Raw genomic sequence first — 17409 nt, 5'->3', positions numbered from 1 at the left:
CTCAGTCCCCAGTTCCCCTTTTCTCATCGATGGCCGAGCCAGCCACAATCCGGCGCGCGCGCTCGACGACCGGGGCGTCGACCATGACGCCCCCGACGGCGACCGCACCCTGCCCGGCCGCCGCGATCACCTCGCGCGCCCAGGACACCTCCTCCGGCGACGGCGCGAAGGCGGCCCGGATCGCGCCGGCCTGGACCGGATGGACTGCGAGCTTGCCCGCGTAGCCCTCGCGGCGCGCTCGCCCGGCGTCGGCGAACGTGGCGTCGTAGTCCCGCAGCGCCATGGTCACCCCGTCCACCGGCGCGGGCTTCCCAGCCGCGCGGGACTCCAGAGCCAGCCGGCTCCGGACCTGCCTGACGACGTCGGACTCCTGCTCGCAGCCGAGATCGAGGGCGAGGTCGACAGTGCCCAGCATGAGCCGCTCCACCCGCTCGACGGCGAGCATCTCGGCGACTCGCCCGACGCCGACGGCGGACTCGACGAGGGCCGCCGACGGCACCGGGAGCAGGTCGCACACGCGTTGCAGGTCCGCCGCCGACTCGGCCTTGGGCACGACCACGCCCCGCAGGCCCGCGCAGCCGACCAGCGCGCGCAGATCGTCCGCGTGCCACGGTGATCCTGCCGGGTTCACCCGTACCCAGGCGGATCCGCCGACGGCGAGCCAGCCCGCGACGTGGTCCCGGGCCGCCGGCTTGGCAGTCAGCGCCACGGCGTCCTCCAGATCGCAGATGATCTGGTCGGCGGCGCTCGCGGCCTTCGCGAAGCGCTCAGGGCGGTCGCCCGGGACGAAGAGCCAGGCCGGGCCTCGTACGGTGCTCATGCGACCAGCGCCGCGAAGGTCCAGTCGAGGACGGCTCCGCGACCGGCCACCGACGTCTGGGTGTTGAGCACGGCGATCGCGGTGCCGTCCCGGTAGGGCGTGACGCCCCGCACCGTGACGCGGCTGCGCACCGTGTCGCCTTCGAAGACGGGCGCGACGTGGTCGCATGCGAACCACTCGGTCACGATCACCAGCCCCGGGACCATCCGGCAGGTCTGGCTGAGCGCGAGCCCGATCGTGTGCCCGCCGTAGACGAGCCGACGGCCGCCGGCGGCCTCCGCGTCGTGGTGCACCGCCGCGATGTTGACGGTGAGCCGCGCCAGTTCCGGCGCGCTCGAGACCACGTCGCCGGCCGCCAGCTCGAAGGTGTCGCCAGCCGACGGCGGACCGCCGGGCGAGGGCGCCAGCGGCTTGAGCGACCACTGCGCGAGCCAGTCGGGGGCCGTCGCCACGTCCGGCACGGACGGTGCGGTGAAAAGGCCGTCGGCGTGGGGGCCCGCCTCCGGGGCCGGTCCGGACCCGTCGCGGCAGGGCAGCAGCGCGCACCGGTCGAAAGCGAGGATGACACGTCCGGTCTGGTCCCGGGTCACGATGCTCAGCACCGCCTTGCCGCGCTCGGGCCGGTCGGGCCGGGACCGGACCCGGCGGAGAGCGACGACCTCGGTCGAGGTGACGAGGGTGTCGCCGAGGTACGGCGTCGCCCGCGGCCGCAGCCCCCGGTAGAAGAGGTTCGCCACCACCTGGCGGGTCACGACGCTCGACTGGCCGACGGCCACGTCCCAGACCACGCCGGGATACGCGAGGCCGGGACGTCCGGTGACCCGCTCGGCGAGCGTCTCGTCGAGGCAGAGCCGGAGCCGGTCGCCGAGGATCGCCCGGTGCTGGGCATGGAGCCCGGCATCCAGCGTGACGGCCGGCGCGGTGAAGGTGTCGCCGACGGCGAGATCGTCGAACCAGGGACCGTCCACGACGCTCATGCGTCCTCCTCCAGTGCCGGCACGCCGGCGGTCAGGTAGCGGGTGAGCAGGCGCACCCCGCGGCCGTTGGCGCCTGCGGCCCACCGGGCGTCGGCGGCCGGGCGCATCACCGTGAGCCCGAGGTCGAGGTGCGCCCACGGCACGCCGGACGCGAACGGCTCCAGGTACAGCGCCGCGGTGATGGCGCCGTACGGCTGGGGCGCGTCCGGGTCGAAGTTCCGGGTGTCCGCCACGTCGGAGGCGAGGGTGGCCCGGTAGGGCTCCCACATCGGCATCGCCCACCCGGGCTCACCGGCCGCGCCACCGGCGGCCAGCACCCGCGCCATCAGGGCGTCGTCGGTGCCGAAACCGGCCCACATGTCGGGGCCGAGGCCGGTGACCGAGGTCAGCGTCGCCAGGTCGACGATCGCGGCAGGGCCGGCCTCCACGGCGTACGCCATGGCGTCCGCGACCACGAGCCGTCCCTCGCAGTCGGCGTTGGTCACCTCGACGGTCCGGCCACCGCGATGGCGCAGGACGTCCCCGATCCGGACCGCGTACGGGCCCGGCATGTTCTCGGCACACGGCAGATAGGCCCGTACCGGCGCGTCGGAGCCCAGGCGGGCCAGCGCGACGAGGGCGCCGAGAACGGCGGCGGCGCCGGCCATGTCCGCCTTCATGGTGAGCATGCCCCGGGTGGGCTTGAGCGACAGGCCGCCCGCGTCGAAGGTGATGCCCTTGCCGACGAGCGCCGTGTGCGGGCCGTCGCCTCCGCGTCGCAGCTCGATCAGGCACGGCGGATGCACGCTTCCCCGGCCCACGCCGGCGATGCCGCCGAATTGCTCGCGCTCCAGCGTCGCGGCGTCGTGTACGCGTACCTCGAAGCCGAGCGCCTCGCCGAGTTCCTGGCACACGGTCGCCAGCCGCGCCGGGACGAGTTGGCCGGGCGGCGTGTTGATCAGGTCCCGAGCGAGGTTGGCGGCCGCGCCGAGCGCGACCCCTTCCCGGACGGCATGCTCCGGTCCCCCGTGCCGACGCGGACCGGGGTCGAGCCGGGCGAGCAGGTCGGCGACGGTCCAGTCGGGGCGGTACCGGTACGTGCCGAGGGTCCAGCCCTCCGCCGCGGCGACCGCGCAATCCGGGTCGGCCTCCCAGCACCCGATCGCGTCGAGCACCGCCGGCGCGGATCCGCAGTGCCGGGCCGCCGCCATCGCGGCCGCCCGCACGTGGTCGAACGCCAGACCCGGCCGGGGATCACCGACAGTCACGTAGACGAGGTCGGGGCCGTCGAGGACGGGGACCCGGGCCACGTCGCCGGGCTCGGCCGGGCCGAGGCGAGCCCCGATCGCGTGCACGTCAACATCAACGCCGGCCTCCGCGAGGAAGCCGGCCACCGGGGCCGGCACCGCCCCATCGGTCCCGACCGGCACGACGACCACGTCCGCCACCCGTTCCGTCACCTGGTCCTCCTGAACACGCGGGCCGCCCGCTGCGACCCGTCTCGTTTGAGCAAGCTAACCGGCGGCGCCGGCCGCCGTCGGTGTCGAACACCCAACCTCGGGACCGCCTTTCATGTCGGGCCACAAGAGTCGCCACCGCACCCGATGAAACGTTGACGGCGCCGTCCAAAGCGCCGGAGGAAAACCCATGAACGCACCGTCCGTCAGCTCCCGCTCCCGGGTCGCCGGCGTCGTCGCGGCGTCGGTCCGGATGATCCGCTGCGAGTCACCCTCCACCGACCTCGCCGCGGTCGCCCGCAGCGCCGACTGCGTCGCGCGGGTCGGCGAAGAGATCCTGGGCCGCCCCGCCGAGCCGATCGTCACCGCCGGCCGCACCCACCTGCGCTGGCGGTGGGGAAAGGAACCACCTCGCGTGCTCGTGCTGGGCCACCACGACACCGTCTGGCCGCTGGGCACGATCGACACGATCCCCTGCACGGCCGGCGACCGGATCCGCGGGCCCGGGTGCCTGGACATGAAGGTGGGCCTCGCCCTCGCCTTCCACGCCATCGCCGCGCTCGACGACCCATCCGGGGTCACCCTGCTGGTCACCGGTGACGAGGAGCTCGGCTCTCCGACCTCCCGCGAGCTGATCGAGGATGAGGCCAGGGGCTGCGCTGCGGCCCTGGTACTGGAGGCCGGCGACGACTCCGGCGCCCTGAAGACCGAGCGCAAGGGCCGGGCCCACTACGAGCTGACCTTCGCCGGACGCGCGGCCCATGCCGGCCTGGAACCGCACCTGGGCGCGAACGCGCTGATCACACTGGGCGCCGCCGTCGGCGCCGTCGCCGCGCTGGCCGACGACGCGGCGGGGACCAGCGTGACGCCGACGATGGCTTCCGCCGGTACGGCCGTCAACACGGTGCCGGACCGGGCCACGCTGACGATCGACGTTCGCGCCCGGACCACCGAGGAGCTGCGGCGGGTCGACACCGCGATCCGCGGCCTGGCGCCGGCGAACGGTGACGTCGCCATCGAGATGGAGGGTGGCATCGACCGTCCGCCGCTCGATGCCACGATGACGGCCGGGCTGTTCGAGCGGGCCCGCGCCGTGGCGGATCGGCTGGGCATCGGCCCGCTCGCCGGCGTCGCGGTTGGCGGCGGATCGGACGGCAACCTCACGGCCGCTGCCGGGGTGCCGACCCTGGACGGCCTGGGCGCGGTGGGCGGCGGGGCGCACGCCCGCCACGAGTGGGTCGACGTGGCTCGGCTCGGCGACCGTCTCGCCCTGCTGACCGGGCTGCTCGCCGACCTGCTCGGCGAGGCCGGGCGATGACGCCGGAGCACGGAGTGTCAGTCCGCGAGGCGGCCGGGCTCGCCGACCTCGAGGCGATCGCCGCCCTCTTCAACCGGGTCTGGGACGGCGCGCCCGACTCCAGCCAGATCACCGTCGCGTTGCTGCGCGCCTTCAGCATGACCGGCAACTACGTCGCCGTCGCATTCGTCGGGGAGCATCTGGCCGGCGCCGCGGTCGGGTTCCTCGCGCCGCACAACGGATCCCTGCACAGCCACATCACCGGGGTGGAGGCGAAGTACCGCGCCCAGCAGATCGGCTACCTGCTCAAGTGCCACCAGCGCGACTGGGCGCTGGGCCGCGGCATCGGCTCGATCACCTGGACGTTCGACCCCCTGGTCCGTCGCAACGCGTACTTCAACCTGGTCAAGCTCGGCGCCCGGGCGACGGACTATCTGCCCGACTGCTACGGCCCGATGCACGACGGGCTCAACCGCGGCGAGGCCAGCGACCGGCTGTTCGTCGAGTGGGACCTGCTCTCCCCCGCCGCCGTCGGGCCGCCCGAGGGCGAACATCGGCCGCTGATCACGGTCCGCGACGACGCGCTCCGGGTGGTGCCGTGGACCGGCGGGCCCGCCTTCGTCCCGGTCCCCGAGGACATCGAACGGGTCCGGGTCGAGAACCCCCTCCTCGCGCGGGCCTGGCGTGCCCACGTACGGGACGTGCTGGCCGGGGCCCTGGCCGACGGCGCCGAGATCGCCGCCTTCGACCGGCGGCACGGCTACCTGATCACCTACCCAGCCAAGACAGGAGAACGATGAAAGACCACCCGGACGTCGTGACGATCTGCTCCGACCTCATCGCGATCGACACCAGCAACTACGGCAAGGCGGGCAGCAAGGGCGAACTGGCCGCGGCCGAGTACGTCGCCAGTCTCCTGCGCGGGGCGGGGTACGACCCCGAAATCATCGAGTCCGCGCCGACCCGGGCCAACGTCGTTCTCCGGGTCCCCGGCGCCGACCGGTTGCTGCCCGGCCTGCTCGTCCACGGGCATCTCGACGTCGTCCCCGCCGAGCCGGAGCGGTGGACGGTGGCGCCGTTCGAGGGCCGGGTGGCGGACGGGTACGTGTGGGGCCGCGGCGCCACCGACATGAAGGATACGGTCGCGATGATGCTCGCCACCCTGCTGCGGTGGGCGGCCGACGCGACCGGACCACGACGCGACGTGGTCTTCGCCTTCGTCGCGGACGAGGAGGAGGACGGTGCCCTCGGCGCCGAGTGGCTGGTACGCAACCGACCCGAGCTCTTCGCCGGGGTCACCACCGCCGTCGGCGAGTCGGGCGGGCGGCCCGTGCCGGTACGGGCGCCCGACGGGACGGTACGGCGGTTCTACCCGATCGCTGTCGCCGAGCGCGGCTCCCTCCACATGCGCGTCCGCGCCACCGGTACGGAGGGCCACGGGTCACGCCCGAACCCGGACAACCCCGTCGCCCGCCTGGTGACCGGCCTGGCCCGGATCTCGGCGCACCGGTGGCCGCTGGCGCTGACGCCACCGGTGCGCCGGCTGCTCGACACCGCCGTGCGGACCCTCGGCCTCGACGCCGACCTCTCCTCCGACGAGGGCGTCGAGGCCGTCCTCGACCGGATCGGGCCGCTGCGCGAGTACGTCGAGCCGTCGCTGCGCTGCTCGACGAACGTCACCGTGCTCGACGCGGGCTACAAGTTCAACGTGGTACCAGGCGAGGCGCACGCCGAGATCGACGTACGCTCGCTGCCCGGCACCGAGGACGAACAGCTCGCCATCATCGACGAGTTGCTGGGACCGTCCATCACCCGGTCGTTCCTGTCCTACCGCCCCGCGATCGGGGCCGGCTGGGACAACGCCTGGTACGACGCGATGGCCGCGTCGGTCCTGCGCCACGACCCGGACGGCGTGATCGTCCCGTTCTGCATGGGCGGTGGCACCGACGCCAAGCCGTTCGCCGAACTGGGGCTGGCGGGCTTCGGCTTCGCCCCGCTCGGTGAGGACCCCGACGGCCGCACACCAGCCGGGATGCACGGCGTCGACGAACGCGTGCCGATCGCGTCCCTGCGCAGCGGCCTCGACGTGCTGGACGACTTCCTGCGCACGGTATGACCCGCTAACGCCCTGCCGTGGGACCGGTTGCATCCCCGCCTGACCCGCCGGGCCGCCTGGCTGGACCACGGCGACCTGCCCGTGCTGGAAGGCACGCTGATCCGGCTCACGGTGCGGCACCTGCCCGGCGACCGTGACCCGAAATCGTTGTGGCTGTGGTCGTCCCGCACCGGCGTCTGTCCGTCTCATGGGGACAACCTCTGGCAGGCGTTCCTGCGCAGGTTCGACCTTTCGTGTCGGGGCCGGTGAGGCCGAGCAGAATCCGGAGCGGCGGGGAACCCGCGGCTGGTGATTTCGCCGGGGCGCTGCGGCGGGTCCGCTCCTCCAGCCTGCCGCGCGAGCACCGGCGTCTCCAGGAGTTCGGGCAGTCATCGTTCATCGGCAAGATCCTCATCGTGGAGCGCGAGGCCCTGCCGGAGCGGGCCACGGTCGTGCTCGTGCGTGAGCCGATCGGGTTCTGAGCGCGCACGGCTGCCCGGCGAGGATCCGACGATCAGCGGATCCTGGCCACCGCTCCGGTGACGGGCTGGGGTTGGGGATCAGGTTGAGCATCGGGGAGACCCGCTCGACCCCGTCATGCAGCGTCGCCGCCTCCTCGTAGCGCAAGCCGTCCGGGTGCACCCGGACGGGCCCCGACGCCCGGCTACATATCCGATATAGCTAGTAGGAAATGTTGACTTTAGGTGAGCGTCGCCGTAGTTTCGTGGTCATGAGCCCCCCGACCAGGCGTCCGAGGCGGTGACCTCGCCCACCTCGACGGCCGCCCCCTCGACCGCCGTTCCCGACGGCGGACCGGCGTCCGTCACCCGGCGATGGCGGCCGGCGACCCGCAGGACCATGGTGCGCGGGCTCGCCGGGGCCGCGCTCCTCGGCCTGTGGCAGCTCGCCGCGGCCGCGGCGGCCAATCCCTCCTTCATCCCCTCTCCCGGTGCCGTGTGGGAGCAGTTCCTGCGGTTGTCCACGACGCACGACGGCATCCGCGGTTACAGCGGCAGCCTGCTCGTCGAGCACTTGGGCATCAGCCTGCGGCGCATCCTCATCGGATCCGCGATCGGTGTGGCCGGCGGGCTCGTCGTGGGCGTCGTGCTCGGCACCGTGCCGTGGATCCGCGTCGTGGCCGAGCCGGTGGTCACCTTCGTGCGGGCGCTGCCGCCGCTGGCGTACTTCAGCCTGCTCATCATCTGGTTCGGCATCGACGAGACGCCCAAGCTGTGGCTGCTGGCGATCGCGGCGCTGCCACCGGTCGCGGTGGCCACCGCCGCCGCCGTGCACGGCGCGCCGTCCCACCTGGTCGAGGCGGCCAGGGCACTGGGCGCCTCGCGGCGGGACGTCATCCGGGACGTGGTGCTGCCCAACGCGCTGCCGGAGATCTTCACCGGCGTCCGCCTGGCCGTCGGCATCGCGTACTCGTCCGTGGTCGCCGCTGAGACGGTCAACGGCGTGCCCGGCATCGGCGGCATGGTCCGGGACGCCCAGCGTTACCTGCAGACCGACGTCGTGGTGCTGGGGCTGCTGGCCATCGGACTGTCGGGCCTGCTCATCGACGGTCTGCTGCGGGTCGCGGAGAAACGGCTCATCCCCTGGCGGGGCCGCTCGTGACCCGCCGCACGTCCCTCGTGAGGAAGCCGCCATGCGTCTGAGATTCCTGCTGTCTTTCGTGTTGATCGCGGTCCTGGCCGCCTGCGGTGATGGCACCGCGACCCGGGGAGGCGGTGGCGGCGCGGCGGCCAACCGCATCCGCCTCGCCTACCAGGCCTTCCCCAGCGGCGACCTCATCGTCAAGAACAAGAGGTGGCTGGAGGAGGCGCTGCCCGGCTATCAGATCCAGTGGACGAAGTTCGACTCGGGCGCCAGCATCAACACCGCCTTCGTGGCCGGCAGCGTGGACATCGCCGCCATCGGCTCCAGCCCGGTGGCCCGCGGGCTGTCGGCCCCGCTGAACATCCCGTACCAGGTGGCGTTCGTGCTCGACGTGGCAGGTGACAACGAGGCCCTGGTCGTCAGGAACGACAGCGGCGTGTCGGCGATCGAGGGCCTGCGCGGCAAGAAGGTCGCCACGTCGTTCGCCTCGACCTCCCATTACAGCCTGCTGGCCGCGCTCGGCCAGGCGGGCGTGCGCGAGTCGGAGCTGACCATCGTCGACCTCGAACCGCAGGACATCCTTGCCTCCTGGACGCGCGGCGACATCGACGCCGCCTACACCTGGCTGCCCACCCTGAAGGAGCTGAAGAAGAACGGCAAGGTCCTGATCGCCAGCCGGGAACTGGCCACGGCCGGCAAGCCCACGCTTGACCTCGGGGTGGTGTCCACCGCGTTCCTCAAGGCGCATCCAGAGGCGGTGGACGCCTGGCGCAAGGCCGAGGCGAGGGCCCTGCAGCTCATCGCCGACAACCGCGCCGAGGCCGCCGCCGCCGTCGCCGCCGAGCTCAACCTCACCAAGGAGGACGCCGAGGACCAGCTCACCCAGGGCGTCTTCCTCAAGCCCGCCGACCTGGCCTCCCCCGAGTGGCTCGGCACCCCCGAGCGGCCCGGCGCCCTGGCCGAGAACCTCGTCAGCGCCGCGCAGTTCCTCAAGGACCAGCAGAAGATCGAAGCCGTACCCGACCTGGCGACCGTGCGGAACGCCGTCTACAACAAGGGGCTGCCCGATGTCCTCACCCCTTGAGGCCGGCACGCAGACCGCCGTCCACGTGAAGGATGTCGTGCACGTGTACGGGACGGGCACGGACATCGTGACCGCGCTCGGCCCGATCTCGCTCGACGTCCCCCGCGGCTCGTTCCTCGTGATCGTCGGAGCGTCCGGCTGCGGCAAGAGCACGCTGCTGCGCCTGATCGCCGGCTTCGAGCGGCCCAGCGGCGGCGTCGTCCGTACCGCCGGAGCGGCGCCGGTGCCCGGCACCGGCGCCGGGATCGTGTTCCAGCAGCCCCGGCTGTTCCCCTGGAAGAGCGTGGGCGGCAACGTGGAGCTGGCCCTGCGCTACGCGGGCGTCCCCCGCGAGGAGCGCGCCCGCCGGGTGCCAGAGCTCCTGGAACGGGTCGGCCTGCACGACGTGGCCCGCCGCCGGACCTGGCAGCTGTCCGGCGGTCAGCAGCAGCGCGTGGCCATCGCCAGGGCGCTGGCGGGCGACGATCCGCTGCTGCTGCTCGACGAGCCGTTCGCGGCCCTGGACGCGCTCACCCGCGAGCGGCTGCAGGAGGACCTGCGCCGGGTCAGCGAGCAGACGGGCCGCACCTCCGTGTTCGTCACCCACAGCGTCGAAGAGGCCGTCTTCCTCGGCAGCCGCGTCGTCGTGCTCACCAGCAGGCCCGGCCAGATCGCCCTCGACCTCGACATCCCCCTGCCCCGCACCGGCCTGGAGCCCGACGAACTCCGCGCCCTCCCCGAGTACACGGCCCTGCGTGCCACCGTCAGCCACGCCGTCCGCGAGGCCGCCGGATGACCACCACAGAACAGGAGCGCACATGTCCACATCCCTGGCCGCCACGCTCACCCTGCGCCCGCTCGGACCGCACTTCGGCGCCCGGATAGAAGGGCTCGACCTGGCGACCGCCGACGACGAGGAGCTGGCCGCGGTACGAACCGCCCTCGTCGAGTGGAAGGCACTGTTCTTCTCCGGCCAGAGCCTCGACGAGGACGGCCAGGTCGCCCTGGGCCGCCGCCTCGGCGAGTTGACCGCCTCCCACCCCGTCGTCGGCGGCGTGGACGAGACGCACCCGGAGATCTACGAGCTCGACAGCGCCGACAACGGCTTCGCCGACGTCTGGCACACCGACGTCACCTTCATGCCGCGCCCGCCGCTCGGCTCGATCCTGCGCGCCGTGGTGCTGCCGCCCACCGGCGGGGACACGAGCTGGGCCGACAGCCAGCTCGCCTACGACTCACTGGCCGCACCCGTACGGGAACTGGCCGACCAGCTCACCGCGGTGCACGACGGCAACCGCGAGTTCGGCTACTACCTGGCCCAGCGGCGCGGCGGCAAGGGCAGCGTCTGGGAGGGCGAGGTCGTCACCCGGCTGGACCCGGTGGAGCACCCCGTCGTCCGCGTCCACCCCGAGACCGGGCGCAAGGGCCTCTTCGTCAACCCCGGCTTCACCTCGCACGTCGTCGGCGTCTCCGAGGCTGAGAGCCGTCACATCCTCGACCTGCTCTACGCCCACCTGACGAAGCCGGAGCACATCATCCGCCACCGCTGGCGCCTCGGCGACGTGGCCATGTGGGACAACCGCAGCACCGCCCACTACGCCAACCGCGACTACGGCACCGCCCGCCGGGTCATGCACCGCATCACGCTGCGTGGCGACCGGCCGTTCGGACCGTCGTCCCCCCGCTGAAGGGAACGGCCCGTCCCCACGAGCGAACGCGTTCGCCGAACGATTCGTGGGAACACTACGCCGAGACTGCCTCGATCACCTGCTCATCCATGGCGAGCGGCACCTGCGCAAGGTCCTGACCGAGCACGAACACCATTTCAACCATCATCGCCCGCATCAGGGCCGCACCCTCCGCCCTCCGCTGCACGACCCCAGCGAAGTGATCGACGTGGCCACCCGGATCCACCGCCGGAGGACCGTCACCGGGCTGATCAGCGAGTACCGCAGAGCAGCCTGACCGTCCGGCAAACGGCCAGCTCAACAGCAGTGTCCGCGTTTCGGCACCGCACAGGGTATGCCTTCGCTCGCGGCATAGAACTGTCCAGTCTCCAGGCGTCCGACTCGGTCGGCGCGGCCTCCGCGGGCTCGCGCCAGCCCTTTGACCACCTCGATCTGCGTGGGGCTGTTGATTCTCCCGATGAACTGCGTTGTGGCGTTTCCCGCGATGTGGTTGTGCAGGCCGCGCGGTGTCTGGGTAGCGACGACCAGGCCGAGGCCGTACTTACGCGCCTGTGAGGCCAGGGTCGGCGTGCTGGCCAGCGCTTCGGTCTTCGGCGTCGCCGGCACAAGGGCCTGCGCCTCGTCCATCACGTACAGGCCCACCGACGGGCCCATGGTGGATCTGCGAAAAGAAGATCCAAGGCGCGCCGGACTCCGGCGATCGAACGGAGCGGCGACCTCAGGTGAGCGCCTCGCGGAGGACGCGAACAGCCTTCGGGCCGACTCCGTGCAGCGCCAGCAGCTCGGCGTCGGTCAGTGCGGCGACCTGGGTGAGCATGGTGATGCCTGCGCCGGCGAGGGCCCGGGTGGCGGGCCCTCCGATGGCCTTGGGCAGGTCGCCGACCTCGCCGGGCGTCGCGTCGTCCCCCGCGGCCACTCGCGCCGCCAGTTGCCTCGGTGCCTGCGCGAGCCAGGCGCGACGCACCCAGTGGTTGAGCTGCTGACCGTTGATGTCTCCGATCGGGACACGAACGCCGACCGGCGTCGCGTCGCGATCCAGCCGCTGCGCTGCCGGATGCGCGGCAAGCGCCTCTTCCGCATCCGGCGCGGGGAGACGGAGTTCCACCAGGTTGTCCTTGCCCATCGACGCGAACCGTTTCCCATGCACCGTGAACGCGACGATTCCTGGGTCGATGACGTGCTCGGCCGTCTCGGGACAGGAAAGGGCGGCCTTGCGAAGCTGGGCGAAGGTGGTCATCCGCCCAGCCTGGCACATCGGCCCCGTTCCCGAGGCCGCGCTGCCGAACCTCGTCACCCGGCGGGAACTGCCGCCGTCGCGGCCCAGGTACCTCACCGGACCGCCGTCAGGCTCTAGGGAACGGCCTTGAGCAGCCAGAGCTCGTTCTCGTCACGACCCTGGTCGAACTGCACCACGCGCGCGCCCGGGTCGGTGGAGGCGTTCGCGACCGCCAGCACCTTGCCTGAGTGCTTGGCGATGAGCCGGTAGACGCCCGGCTCCTGCTCCTTGAGGTACCAGATCTGGCTGGGACTGCCGTTGATGCTCCACTGCATCGCGAAGTCGGAGTTCTGGTTCGCCAGGGTGACGTCCAGGGCCTTGCCGGAGTGTTCGGCGATGAACTTGTAGCCGCCCTCGGCGGGTTCCAGGCGGAAGATCTGGTTGGTCCGGCCGTGCGGGGTCCACTGGATCGCCCAGCCACCGTCGGCCATGTCGCATTGTGCGATGTCGAGGGCGAGCCCGGACTTCTTGTTGATCAGGGTGGCTCGGACCGGGATGTCCATAAAGGTCCTCTCGAACGGGAGCGGGAGGTGGCGGTGCGCCGCCTCGTCTCCATAAGAGACGATTACGCACCCGAAATCACCCTCCGGCCGTGACCGCTTCCGGACAGAGGTCCCGCTGCAGAAAGGCGGCGGTAGCCCCCTCGACCACCGCTCCCCCGCGCGCCCACCGCCCGGCGGGCCTGAAGTCAGTCGACGATCGCGCCGCTGGTCAGGTTGGCGATCGTGCCGGTCATGGCCCCCGCTCGATCCGAAGCCAGGAACGCGGCCGTCTCCGCGATCTCGGAGAGCGTCGGCAGCCTCTTGAGCAGCGTCCCCTGCGCCATCGCCCCGCCTTCCAGCATCTCCTGGACCGACTGCCCGGCCGCTGCCGCGGCCTGCTCGAAGAGCTCCTTGGTGTAGGAGCCGGCGGCCGGCGCGTCGACGACGGCGTGCGGACGGATGCCGATGACCCGGACGTTGCTCGGTGCCAGCTCCGCGGCCAGAATTCGGGAGAACGCCTCCTTGCCGGCCGCGCTCACGGCGTGCCCCAAGATGCCGCCCACGGCCAGCTTGGCGCCCGGCTCCGACAGCGTGAGGATCACACCGCCGCGCTCGCCTCCCATGTGCCGGGCCACAGCCTTGCTGGTGATGAACAACGTCCGCAAGAAGCCGTCGATCGGCCGCATGAACTCCTCCAGGGACAAATCCGCCAGCGTGGTCCCCTGGTCGTGCTGGACACTCACGGCGTTCACGGCGATGTCGATGCCGCCGGCCGTCGCCGCGACCGTGTCGGCGTGCTTGTCGACCGCCTCTTGGTCGAGCACGTCGACCAGGGCGGTCTCGGCCGTTCCGCCCGTGGCGGCGATGTCACGGGCCACGGCGTCGAGCTTGGCCTGCGTCCGACCGGCGATGAAGACCCTCGCGCCTTCCCGGGCGAAGACCCGTGCGACGGCTCCGGCGATCGCGCCGCCGCCTCCGTAGATGACGGCGTTCTTGTCCTTGAGCAGCGATCCGCTCATCGGTGACCTCCACATGATCGTTCTTCCGGATGGACAGGCAGGCTCCGCGGTCGCGGCCATGGCGGCCGCCCGGCACGCGAGAGCGCACTTGCGTGATGCAAACGAGGCTAGAGAGCCTGCTGATCGTGCGTGACGCGCTGTTCGCCGGGGCCACCCGGTTCGCCGACTTCCAGTTGTGAAGGCGCGCGCTCTTCGTGGTGAGGCGAAGGAGGGCGCGGCCGGTCCCGGACTGCAGGCCGGAGATCAGCCGAGCTCCCTGCGCCAGTCCCGCCACCCCGAGTCGTGTGGTGGGGATCAGAGTCTTCGCCGCGCTGAGCGCGTGTGCGGTGCCACGCTTCGCAGGAATGTGATCCAGGAGACTGTCATGCCCGGTAGGCGTACGTACTATCATCGCAGCGGACTAGCTGGCCAGCAGGTCAACGGCGAACCCAGTAATGAACATGCCGAAAGCGAGCCAGCGCAGAATATTTCCGGGGTTGGCGCGGTCGAGGAGATCGGCGGTGAATTCGGCGACCCTGGTAGCGATGAATTGGGACCACAACCCGATCTGAACACTTTTGTTGACCAGGATGAAAATACTTCCACATATCAGGAGAGCGCTGGCGAACACGGTGACTCCAGCGCCTCGCGAGGGGATCAGGCCGTACTCAAAGGCAATCTTCCCCAAGAATATGCCGCATGGCAGCGTAAGCACCGCGCAAAAGACGAGTAGAATCGATCCCCGGGTTTCGACAACCTGAGCCTGATTGCGCCTGATGAAGAGTTGGCGCTGGCGAGCCGGCAGTGCAGCGCAGATGAACTCGCTTATGCGGTCCTTAACATAATCGAATTGCGCAGCGCAGAGGATCTCGTGTTCGATGTCGCAGGAGTGTGCGGTGGGCACCGAGTCGGCGATTTCAATCCGGAGGGTTTGGATCATTTCTTTAGTGATCCACGGCTGATTGCCCAGATGGATTAACTTCAGCTACTCAGAGGGCAACTCCCGCAAGTACCACCTACCCAGCGAATACCCATAAGCCACATGATCCTGAGAACACATTACATGCCTTGTTACATCGGCCTCAAGTTTGAGCAACGGGGCCTGCTCGCGAATGCGACGGGCCATCTCTCGGTTACATCGCCATTCTTCCCTCGCTCGTACTCCGATGGCACGGAGTCGATCCGGCCCGATCAAGTCCAGGACCACCACGCAGCCCGCGAGGAACTGCGACAGCTTTCCCCCTCGCCCCCACCACACCATGGACAGGCCCCACAGCGTGCTGCCCGAGGTTTGGCGCCCGGACAGCCATACCGATAGGACTTCCTGCAGATCTTGGTGGCCGAGTACGACCAGTGTCACGGTGGTGCCCGCCAGGCCCAAGCACGCCATCCTGACGAAGGTCCTCGACCGCATGGAACCAGCGTGTCACGGTGTGTGTCCACGGCAGGGCATATCCCGGAGAATCGATGCGCCCCCGATGGAAGACACCCGTTGGCGAGATGCCCGCCCGCCGTCCTTCGCCCCAGACGACTACCGCGCCCGCTCAGCCGGGGCGGCGTATGAGGGGGCGAGGGCCACGGTCGAGCTGGCCTGGCCGACACCCGGGAGCGGCGTGACGTGACTACCCCCTGCCGGCGCGGGCAAGGGCCTGCCCATCGCACTGGCCGGTGAAGTGCCGCAGGCAGACCCCGGTCAGCCACGTCCGGCATCCGCGCCGTCCGGCGCGCCGACCGCATCGTCTTCCTCGACGGCGGCCGGATCGTGGAGGAAGGCAGCCACGACGAACTGCTCGCCCAGGGCGGCCGTTACGCCGGCTTCTGGAACATCTCCATGGCTTCCGCCGCGCGGGAATGAGCCCGCCGGGCCGTGTTCCGGCCTTGGGACCTCGGCACGGCCGTTGCGCGGGAACATTCGTCCAATACTGGCGGACGGCCGCGCGTGCAGAGTCGCCGCATGAGTGAATACGACATTGCACGTTCGCATGGGATGCACGTGGTCCATGACGGCCCGCGGCAGGCGCCGCCGTTGTTGCTCATCCACGGGTCGGGGGCCTCGGGCGGTTTCTGGGGTCCGGTGGTCCCGGCGCTGGCCGGTCACCATCATGTCATCCGGGTCGATCTCCCGGGTTGCGGCCAGTCCCCGCCCGCGCCGTCGTACGACGTGCCCGCGCAGGCGGGTCAGGTGGCGGCGCTGCTGGACGACCTCGGGCTTCGTCACGTCGCCGTGGCCGGGCACTCCAGCGGCGGCTACGTCGCCACCGCGCTGGCCGAGCAACGTCCCGACCTCGTGGGTTCGCTTGCGTTGATCAGTAGTGGCCCGAGTCCGGACGCGCTCCTGCGGCAGCCGTTCATCCTCCGGGTGCTGCTGGCCCCGCCGCTGGGCCCGCTCATCTGGCCGAGGCGGTCGGATGCGATGATCCGCAAAGGGATCAGCGCGACGGCCGTCCGCCCCGTTGACCTCCCGGACGACGTGGTCGCCGACGTACGCAGCATCACCTACCGCGTGATGCGGACGGTGCTACACCAGAACACCGCCTACATCGCCGAACGCAGCATGCCCGAACGGCTCGCCGCCCTCAGGATCCCCGTGCAGGTGATCTTCGGTGCTGCCGACCCCCGTTGGGAGCCGTCGTCGGCGCACCGATACGACGCGGTGCCGGGCGCGCGGGTCGAGCTGCTACCCGGCGTCGGTCACCTACCCATGCTGGAAGCGCCCGAGACGATCGGCGAACTGCTGCTGGACTTCACGGCGGCGGGGCCGACGACGACCCGTAACCCCTGATGTCTGGACTGGCCATGTGTCGCCTGCCGGAATGCCGTCTGACCGGGCGTGGGCGGACAAGGCCAGGCTGCACACCGCCACGTCGCGGGACGAACGCTTGACGATGGCGGTGGACATCCTGGGCCGGCGGCTGGGCGACCACCCGCGGGTCGACCTCCAGGTCGCCCGCGCCTGGCGGCGGACGCTGTCCACCCGGGGCCGGGTGCGGGTCGACGGCCTGGCGGACGAGGTCGGCTGGAGCCGCAAGCGCCTGTGGTCCCGCTTCCGGTCCCAGCTCGGCATCACCCCCGGACGCGCCGCCCGGCTGGTGCGCTTCCACCACGCCGCCCACCTTCTCGCGGCGGGTCACGCCGCCTCCCGCGTAGCCGCCGAGAACGGCTACGTCGACCAGTCCCACCTTCACCGCGAGGTCGCGACGTTCGCCGGGCTCACGCCCACGGCCCTGGCGGTCGCGCCGTGGCTCGCGGTCGACGACGTCGCATGGCCGGCTTCATCGCTCGCCGGGGTCCAGGCCGCGACGTCGCGCAGGGCGATCTGCGCCTCCCACGAGCGATCCGAGCCCTGGCGCAAGACACCGCCTGCGGACCAACTCCATATGGGTCGCTGACTCCCGCCTCCGTCGAGTGGATCCGACCCGGCCCTCCGTCCGGCCGTCTCGACCGCCAGGCGCACCGGGACGCTCACAAAAGCCGCGGAATAGCTGAATCCTGGCCACGCCCACGACCAGGGCCGAGCAGGACACGGTGAGCGGCCGCGTCCTGTAGGCGACGACGCCGAGGGCCGCCAGGGGGTTGCTGGAGGTCCTGCCCGCCCATCGTCGCTGCCCGCCCTGGCGCGCGGCGCGTGCTGGTGGGGTAGGCCCTACCAGGATGTAGCCGTCCATGCCAGTGAGC

General features: G+C 71.4%; 21 protein-coding genes. 12 read left to right on the top strand and 9 right to left on the bottom strand.

Annotation, left to right across the window (positions count from 1 at the left end; translation table 11 throughout):
* Window position 1: 1 nt before the first annotated feature.
* The 3 genes from AB0J97_RS43910 to AB0J97_RS43900 are packed head-to-tail and all read right to left on the bottom strand — an operon-like array spanning window position 2 to window position 3236.
* Window positions 2-820 (bottom strand): CoA ester lyase, encoded by an 819-nt coding sequence (locus AB0J97_RS43910; protein WP_364101069.1) that lies wholly within the window; start codon window positions 818-820, stop codon window positions 2-4.
* Window positions 817-1797: a MaoC family dehydratase gene (locus AB0J97_RS43905; protein ID WP_364101066.1), complete on the bottom strand. Its 981-nt coding sequence runs from the start codon at window positions 1795-1797 to the stop codon at window positions 817-819. Before AB0J97_RS43905 ends, AB0J97_RS43910 begins: the two co-directional genes overlap by 4 nt.
* Complete coding sequence (locus AB0J97_RS43900) at window positions 1794-3236, bottom strand: leucyl aminopeptidase family protein (protein ID WP_364101063.1); 1443 nt, start codon at window positions 3234-3236, stop codon at window positions 1794-1796. The genes AB0J97_RS43905 and AB0J97_RS43900 overlap by 4 nt, the downstream gene beginning before the upstream one ends.
* Window positions 3237-3423: 187 nt before the next feature.
* Between AB0J97_RS43900 and AB0J97_RS43895 the strand changes: the two genes are divergently transcribed.
* From AB0J97_RS43895 to AB0J97_RS43850, 10 genes are all read left to right on the top strand, one after another.
* Window positions 3424-4551: a M20/M25/M40 family metallo-hydrolase gene (locus AB0J97_RS43895; protein ID WP_364101060.1), complete on the top strand. Its 1128-nt coding sequence runs from the start codon at window positions 3424-3426 to the stop codon at window positions 4549-4551.
* A 14-nt stretch (window positions 4552-4565) separates the two neighbouring features.
* On the top strand, window positions 4566-5330 hold the full coding sequence (locus tag AB0J97_RS43890) for a GNAT family N-acetyltransferase (RefSeq protein ID WP_364101057.1): 765 nt from the start codon (window positions 4566-4568) through the stop codon (window positions 5328-5330).
* Window positions 5327-6646 carry a M20/M25/M40 family metallo-hydrolase gene (locus AB0J97_RS43885; protein WP_364101054.1) on the top strand — a complete coding sequence of 440 codons (1320 nt, stop codon included), beginning with the start codon at window positions 5327-5329 and terminating at the stop codon, window positions 6644-6646. Before AB0J97_RS43890 ends, AB0J97_RS43885 begins: the two co-directional genes overlap by 4 nt.
* A gap of 27 nt (window positions 6647-6673) precedes the next feature.
* A complete protein-coding gene (locus tag AB0J97_RS43880; protein ID WP_364101051.1) occupies window positions 6674-6895 on the top strand; it encodes a hypothetical protein in 222 nt (73 codons plus the stop codon).
* The gene (locus tag AB0J97_RS43875) at window positions 6892-7107 is read left to right on the top strand and encodes a hypothetical protein (RefSeq protein WP_364101048.1); all 216 of its coding nucleotides are present in this window, start codon (window positions 6892-6894) and stop codon (window positions 7105-7107) included. The genes AB0J97_RS43880 and AB0J97_RS43875 overlap by 4 nt, the downstream gene beginning before the upstream one ends.
* A gap of 277 nt (window positions 7108-7384) precedes the next feature.
* Entirely contained in the window at window positions 7385-8245 is an 861-nt protein-coding gene (locus AB0J97_RS43870; protein WP_364101045.1) for an ABC transporter permease, read from the top strand.
* Window positions 8246-8276: 31 nt separating this feature from the next.
* Window positions 8277-9311, top strand: a complete 1035-nt coding sequence (locus AB0J97_RS43865) for an ABC transporter substrate-binding protein (protein ID WP_364101042.1) — start codon at window positions 8277-8279, stop codon at window positions 9309-9311.
* A complete protein-coding gene (locus AB0J97_RS43860) occupies window positions 9295-10086 on the top strand; it encodes an ABC transporter ATP-binding protein (RefSeq protein ID WP_357700112.1) in 792 nt (263 codons plus the stop codon). The genes AB0J97_RS43865 and AB0J97_RS43860 overlap by 17 nt, the downstream gene beginning before the upstream one ends.
* 22 nt (window positions 10087-10108) lie before the next feature.
* Window positions 10109-10978: a TauD/TfdA family dioxygenase gene (locus AB0J97_RS43855; RefSeq protein ID WP_364101039.1), complete on the top strand. Its 870-nt coding sequence runs from the start codon at window positions 10109-10111 to the stop codon at window positions 10976-10978.
* Window positions 10941-11255, top strand: coding sequence for an integrase core domain-containing protein (locus tag AB0J97_RS43850; protein WP_364101036.1), 315 nt, complete (start codon window positions 10941-10943; stop codon window positions 11253-11255). Before AB0J97_RS43855 ends, AB0J97_RS43850 begins: the two co-directional genes overlap by 38 nt.
* A gap of 20 nt (window positions 11256-11275) precedes the next feature.
* On the opposite strand, the gene AB0J97_RS43845 is transcribed toward AB0J97_RS43850, so the two are convergent.
* The 6 genes from AB0J97_RS43845 to AB0J97_RS43820 form a co-directional block, all read right to left on the bottom strand.
* Entirely contained in the window at window positions 11276-11620 is a 345-nt protein-coding gene (locus AB0J97_RS43845) for a hypothetical protein (RefSeq protein WP_364101033.1), read from the bottom strand.
* 76 nt (window positions 11621-11696) lie between these two features.
* Entirely contained in the window at window positions 11697-12215 is a 519-nt protein-coding gene (locus tag AB0J97_RS43840) for a hypothetical protein (protein ID WP_364101030.1), read from the bottom strand.
* Window positions 12216-12328: 113 nt separating this feature from the next.
* A complete protein-coding gene (locus AB0J97_RS43835; RefSeq protein WP_364101027.1) occupies window positions 12329-12757 on the bottom strand; it encodes an RICIN domain-containing protein in 429 nt (142 codons plus the stop codon).
* A 185-nt stretch (window positions 12758-12942) separates the two neighbouring features.
* Entirely contained in the window at window positions 12943-13755 is an 813-nt protein-coding gene (locus AB0J97_RS43830) for an SDR family oxidoreductase (protein WP_364101024.1), read from the bottom strand.
* 400 nt (window positions 13756-14155) lie between these two features.
* Window positions 14156-14674, bottom strand: coding sequence for a hypothetical protein (locus AB0J97_RS43825; RefSeq protein ID WP_364101021.1), 519 nt, complete (start codon window positions 14672-14674; stop codon window positions 14156-14158).
* 753 nt (window positions 14675-15427) lie between these two features.
* The gene (locus tag AB0J97_RS43820) at window positions 15428-15646 is read right to left on the bottom strand and encodes a hypothetical protein (RefSeq protein ID WP_364101018.1); all 219 of its coding nucleotides are present in this window, start codon (window positions 15644-15646) and stop codon (window positions 15428-15430) included.
* Window positions 15647-15721: 75 nt separating this feature from the next.
* Between AB0J97_RS43820 and AB0J97_RS43815 the strand changes: the two genes are divergently transcribed.
* Together AB0J97_RS43815 and AB0J97_RS43810 are read left to right on the top strand one after the other, a co-directional pair.
* Window positions 15722-16516 (top strand): alpha/beta hydrolase, encoded by a 795-nt coding sequence (locus tag AB0J97_RS43815; protein WP_364101015.1) that lies wholly within the window; start codon window positions 15722-15724, stop codon window positions 16514-16516.
* A 31-nt stretch (window positions 16517-16547) separates the two neighbouring features.
* On the top strand, window positions 16548-17123 hold the full coding sequence (locus AB0J97_RS43810) for a helix-turn-helix domain-containing protein (RefSeq protein ID WP_364101012.1): 576 nt from the start codon (window positions 16548-16550) through the stop codon (window positions 17121-17123).
* Window positions 17124-17409 lie beyond the last annotated feature (286 nt).

The sequence above is a fragment of the Nonomuraea sp. NPDC049607 genome (assembly GCF_040675375.1).
Lineage (GTDB): Bacteria > Actinomycetota > Actinomycetes > Streptosporangiales > Streptosporangiaceae > Nonomuraea.
This window is presented reverse-complemented; position numbering and strand designations above follow the sequence as displayed.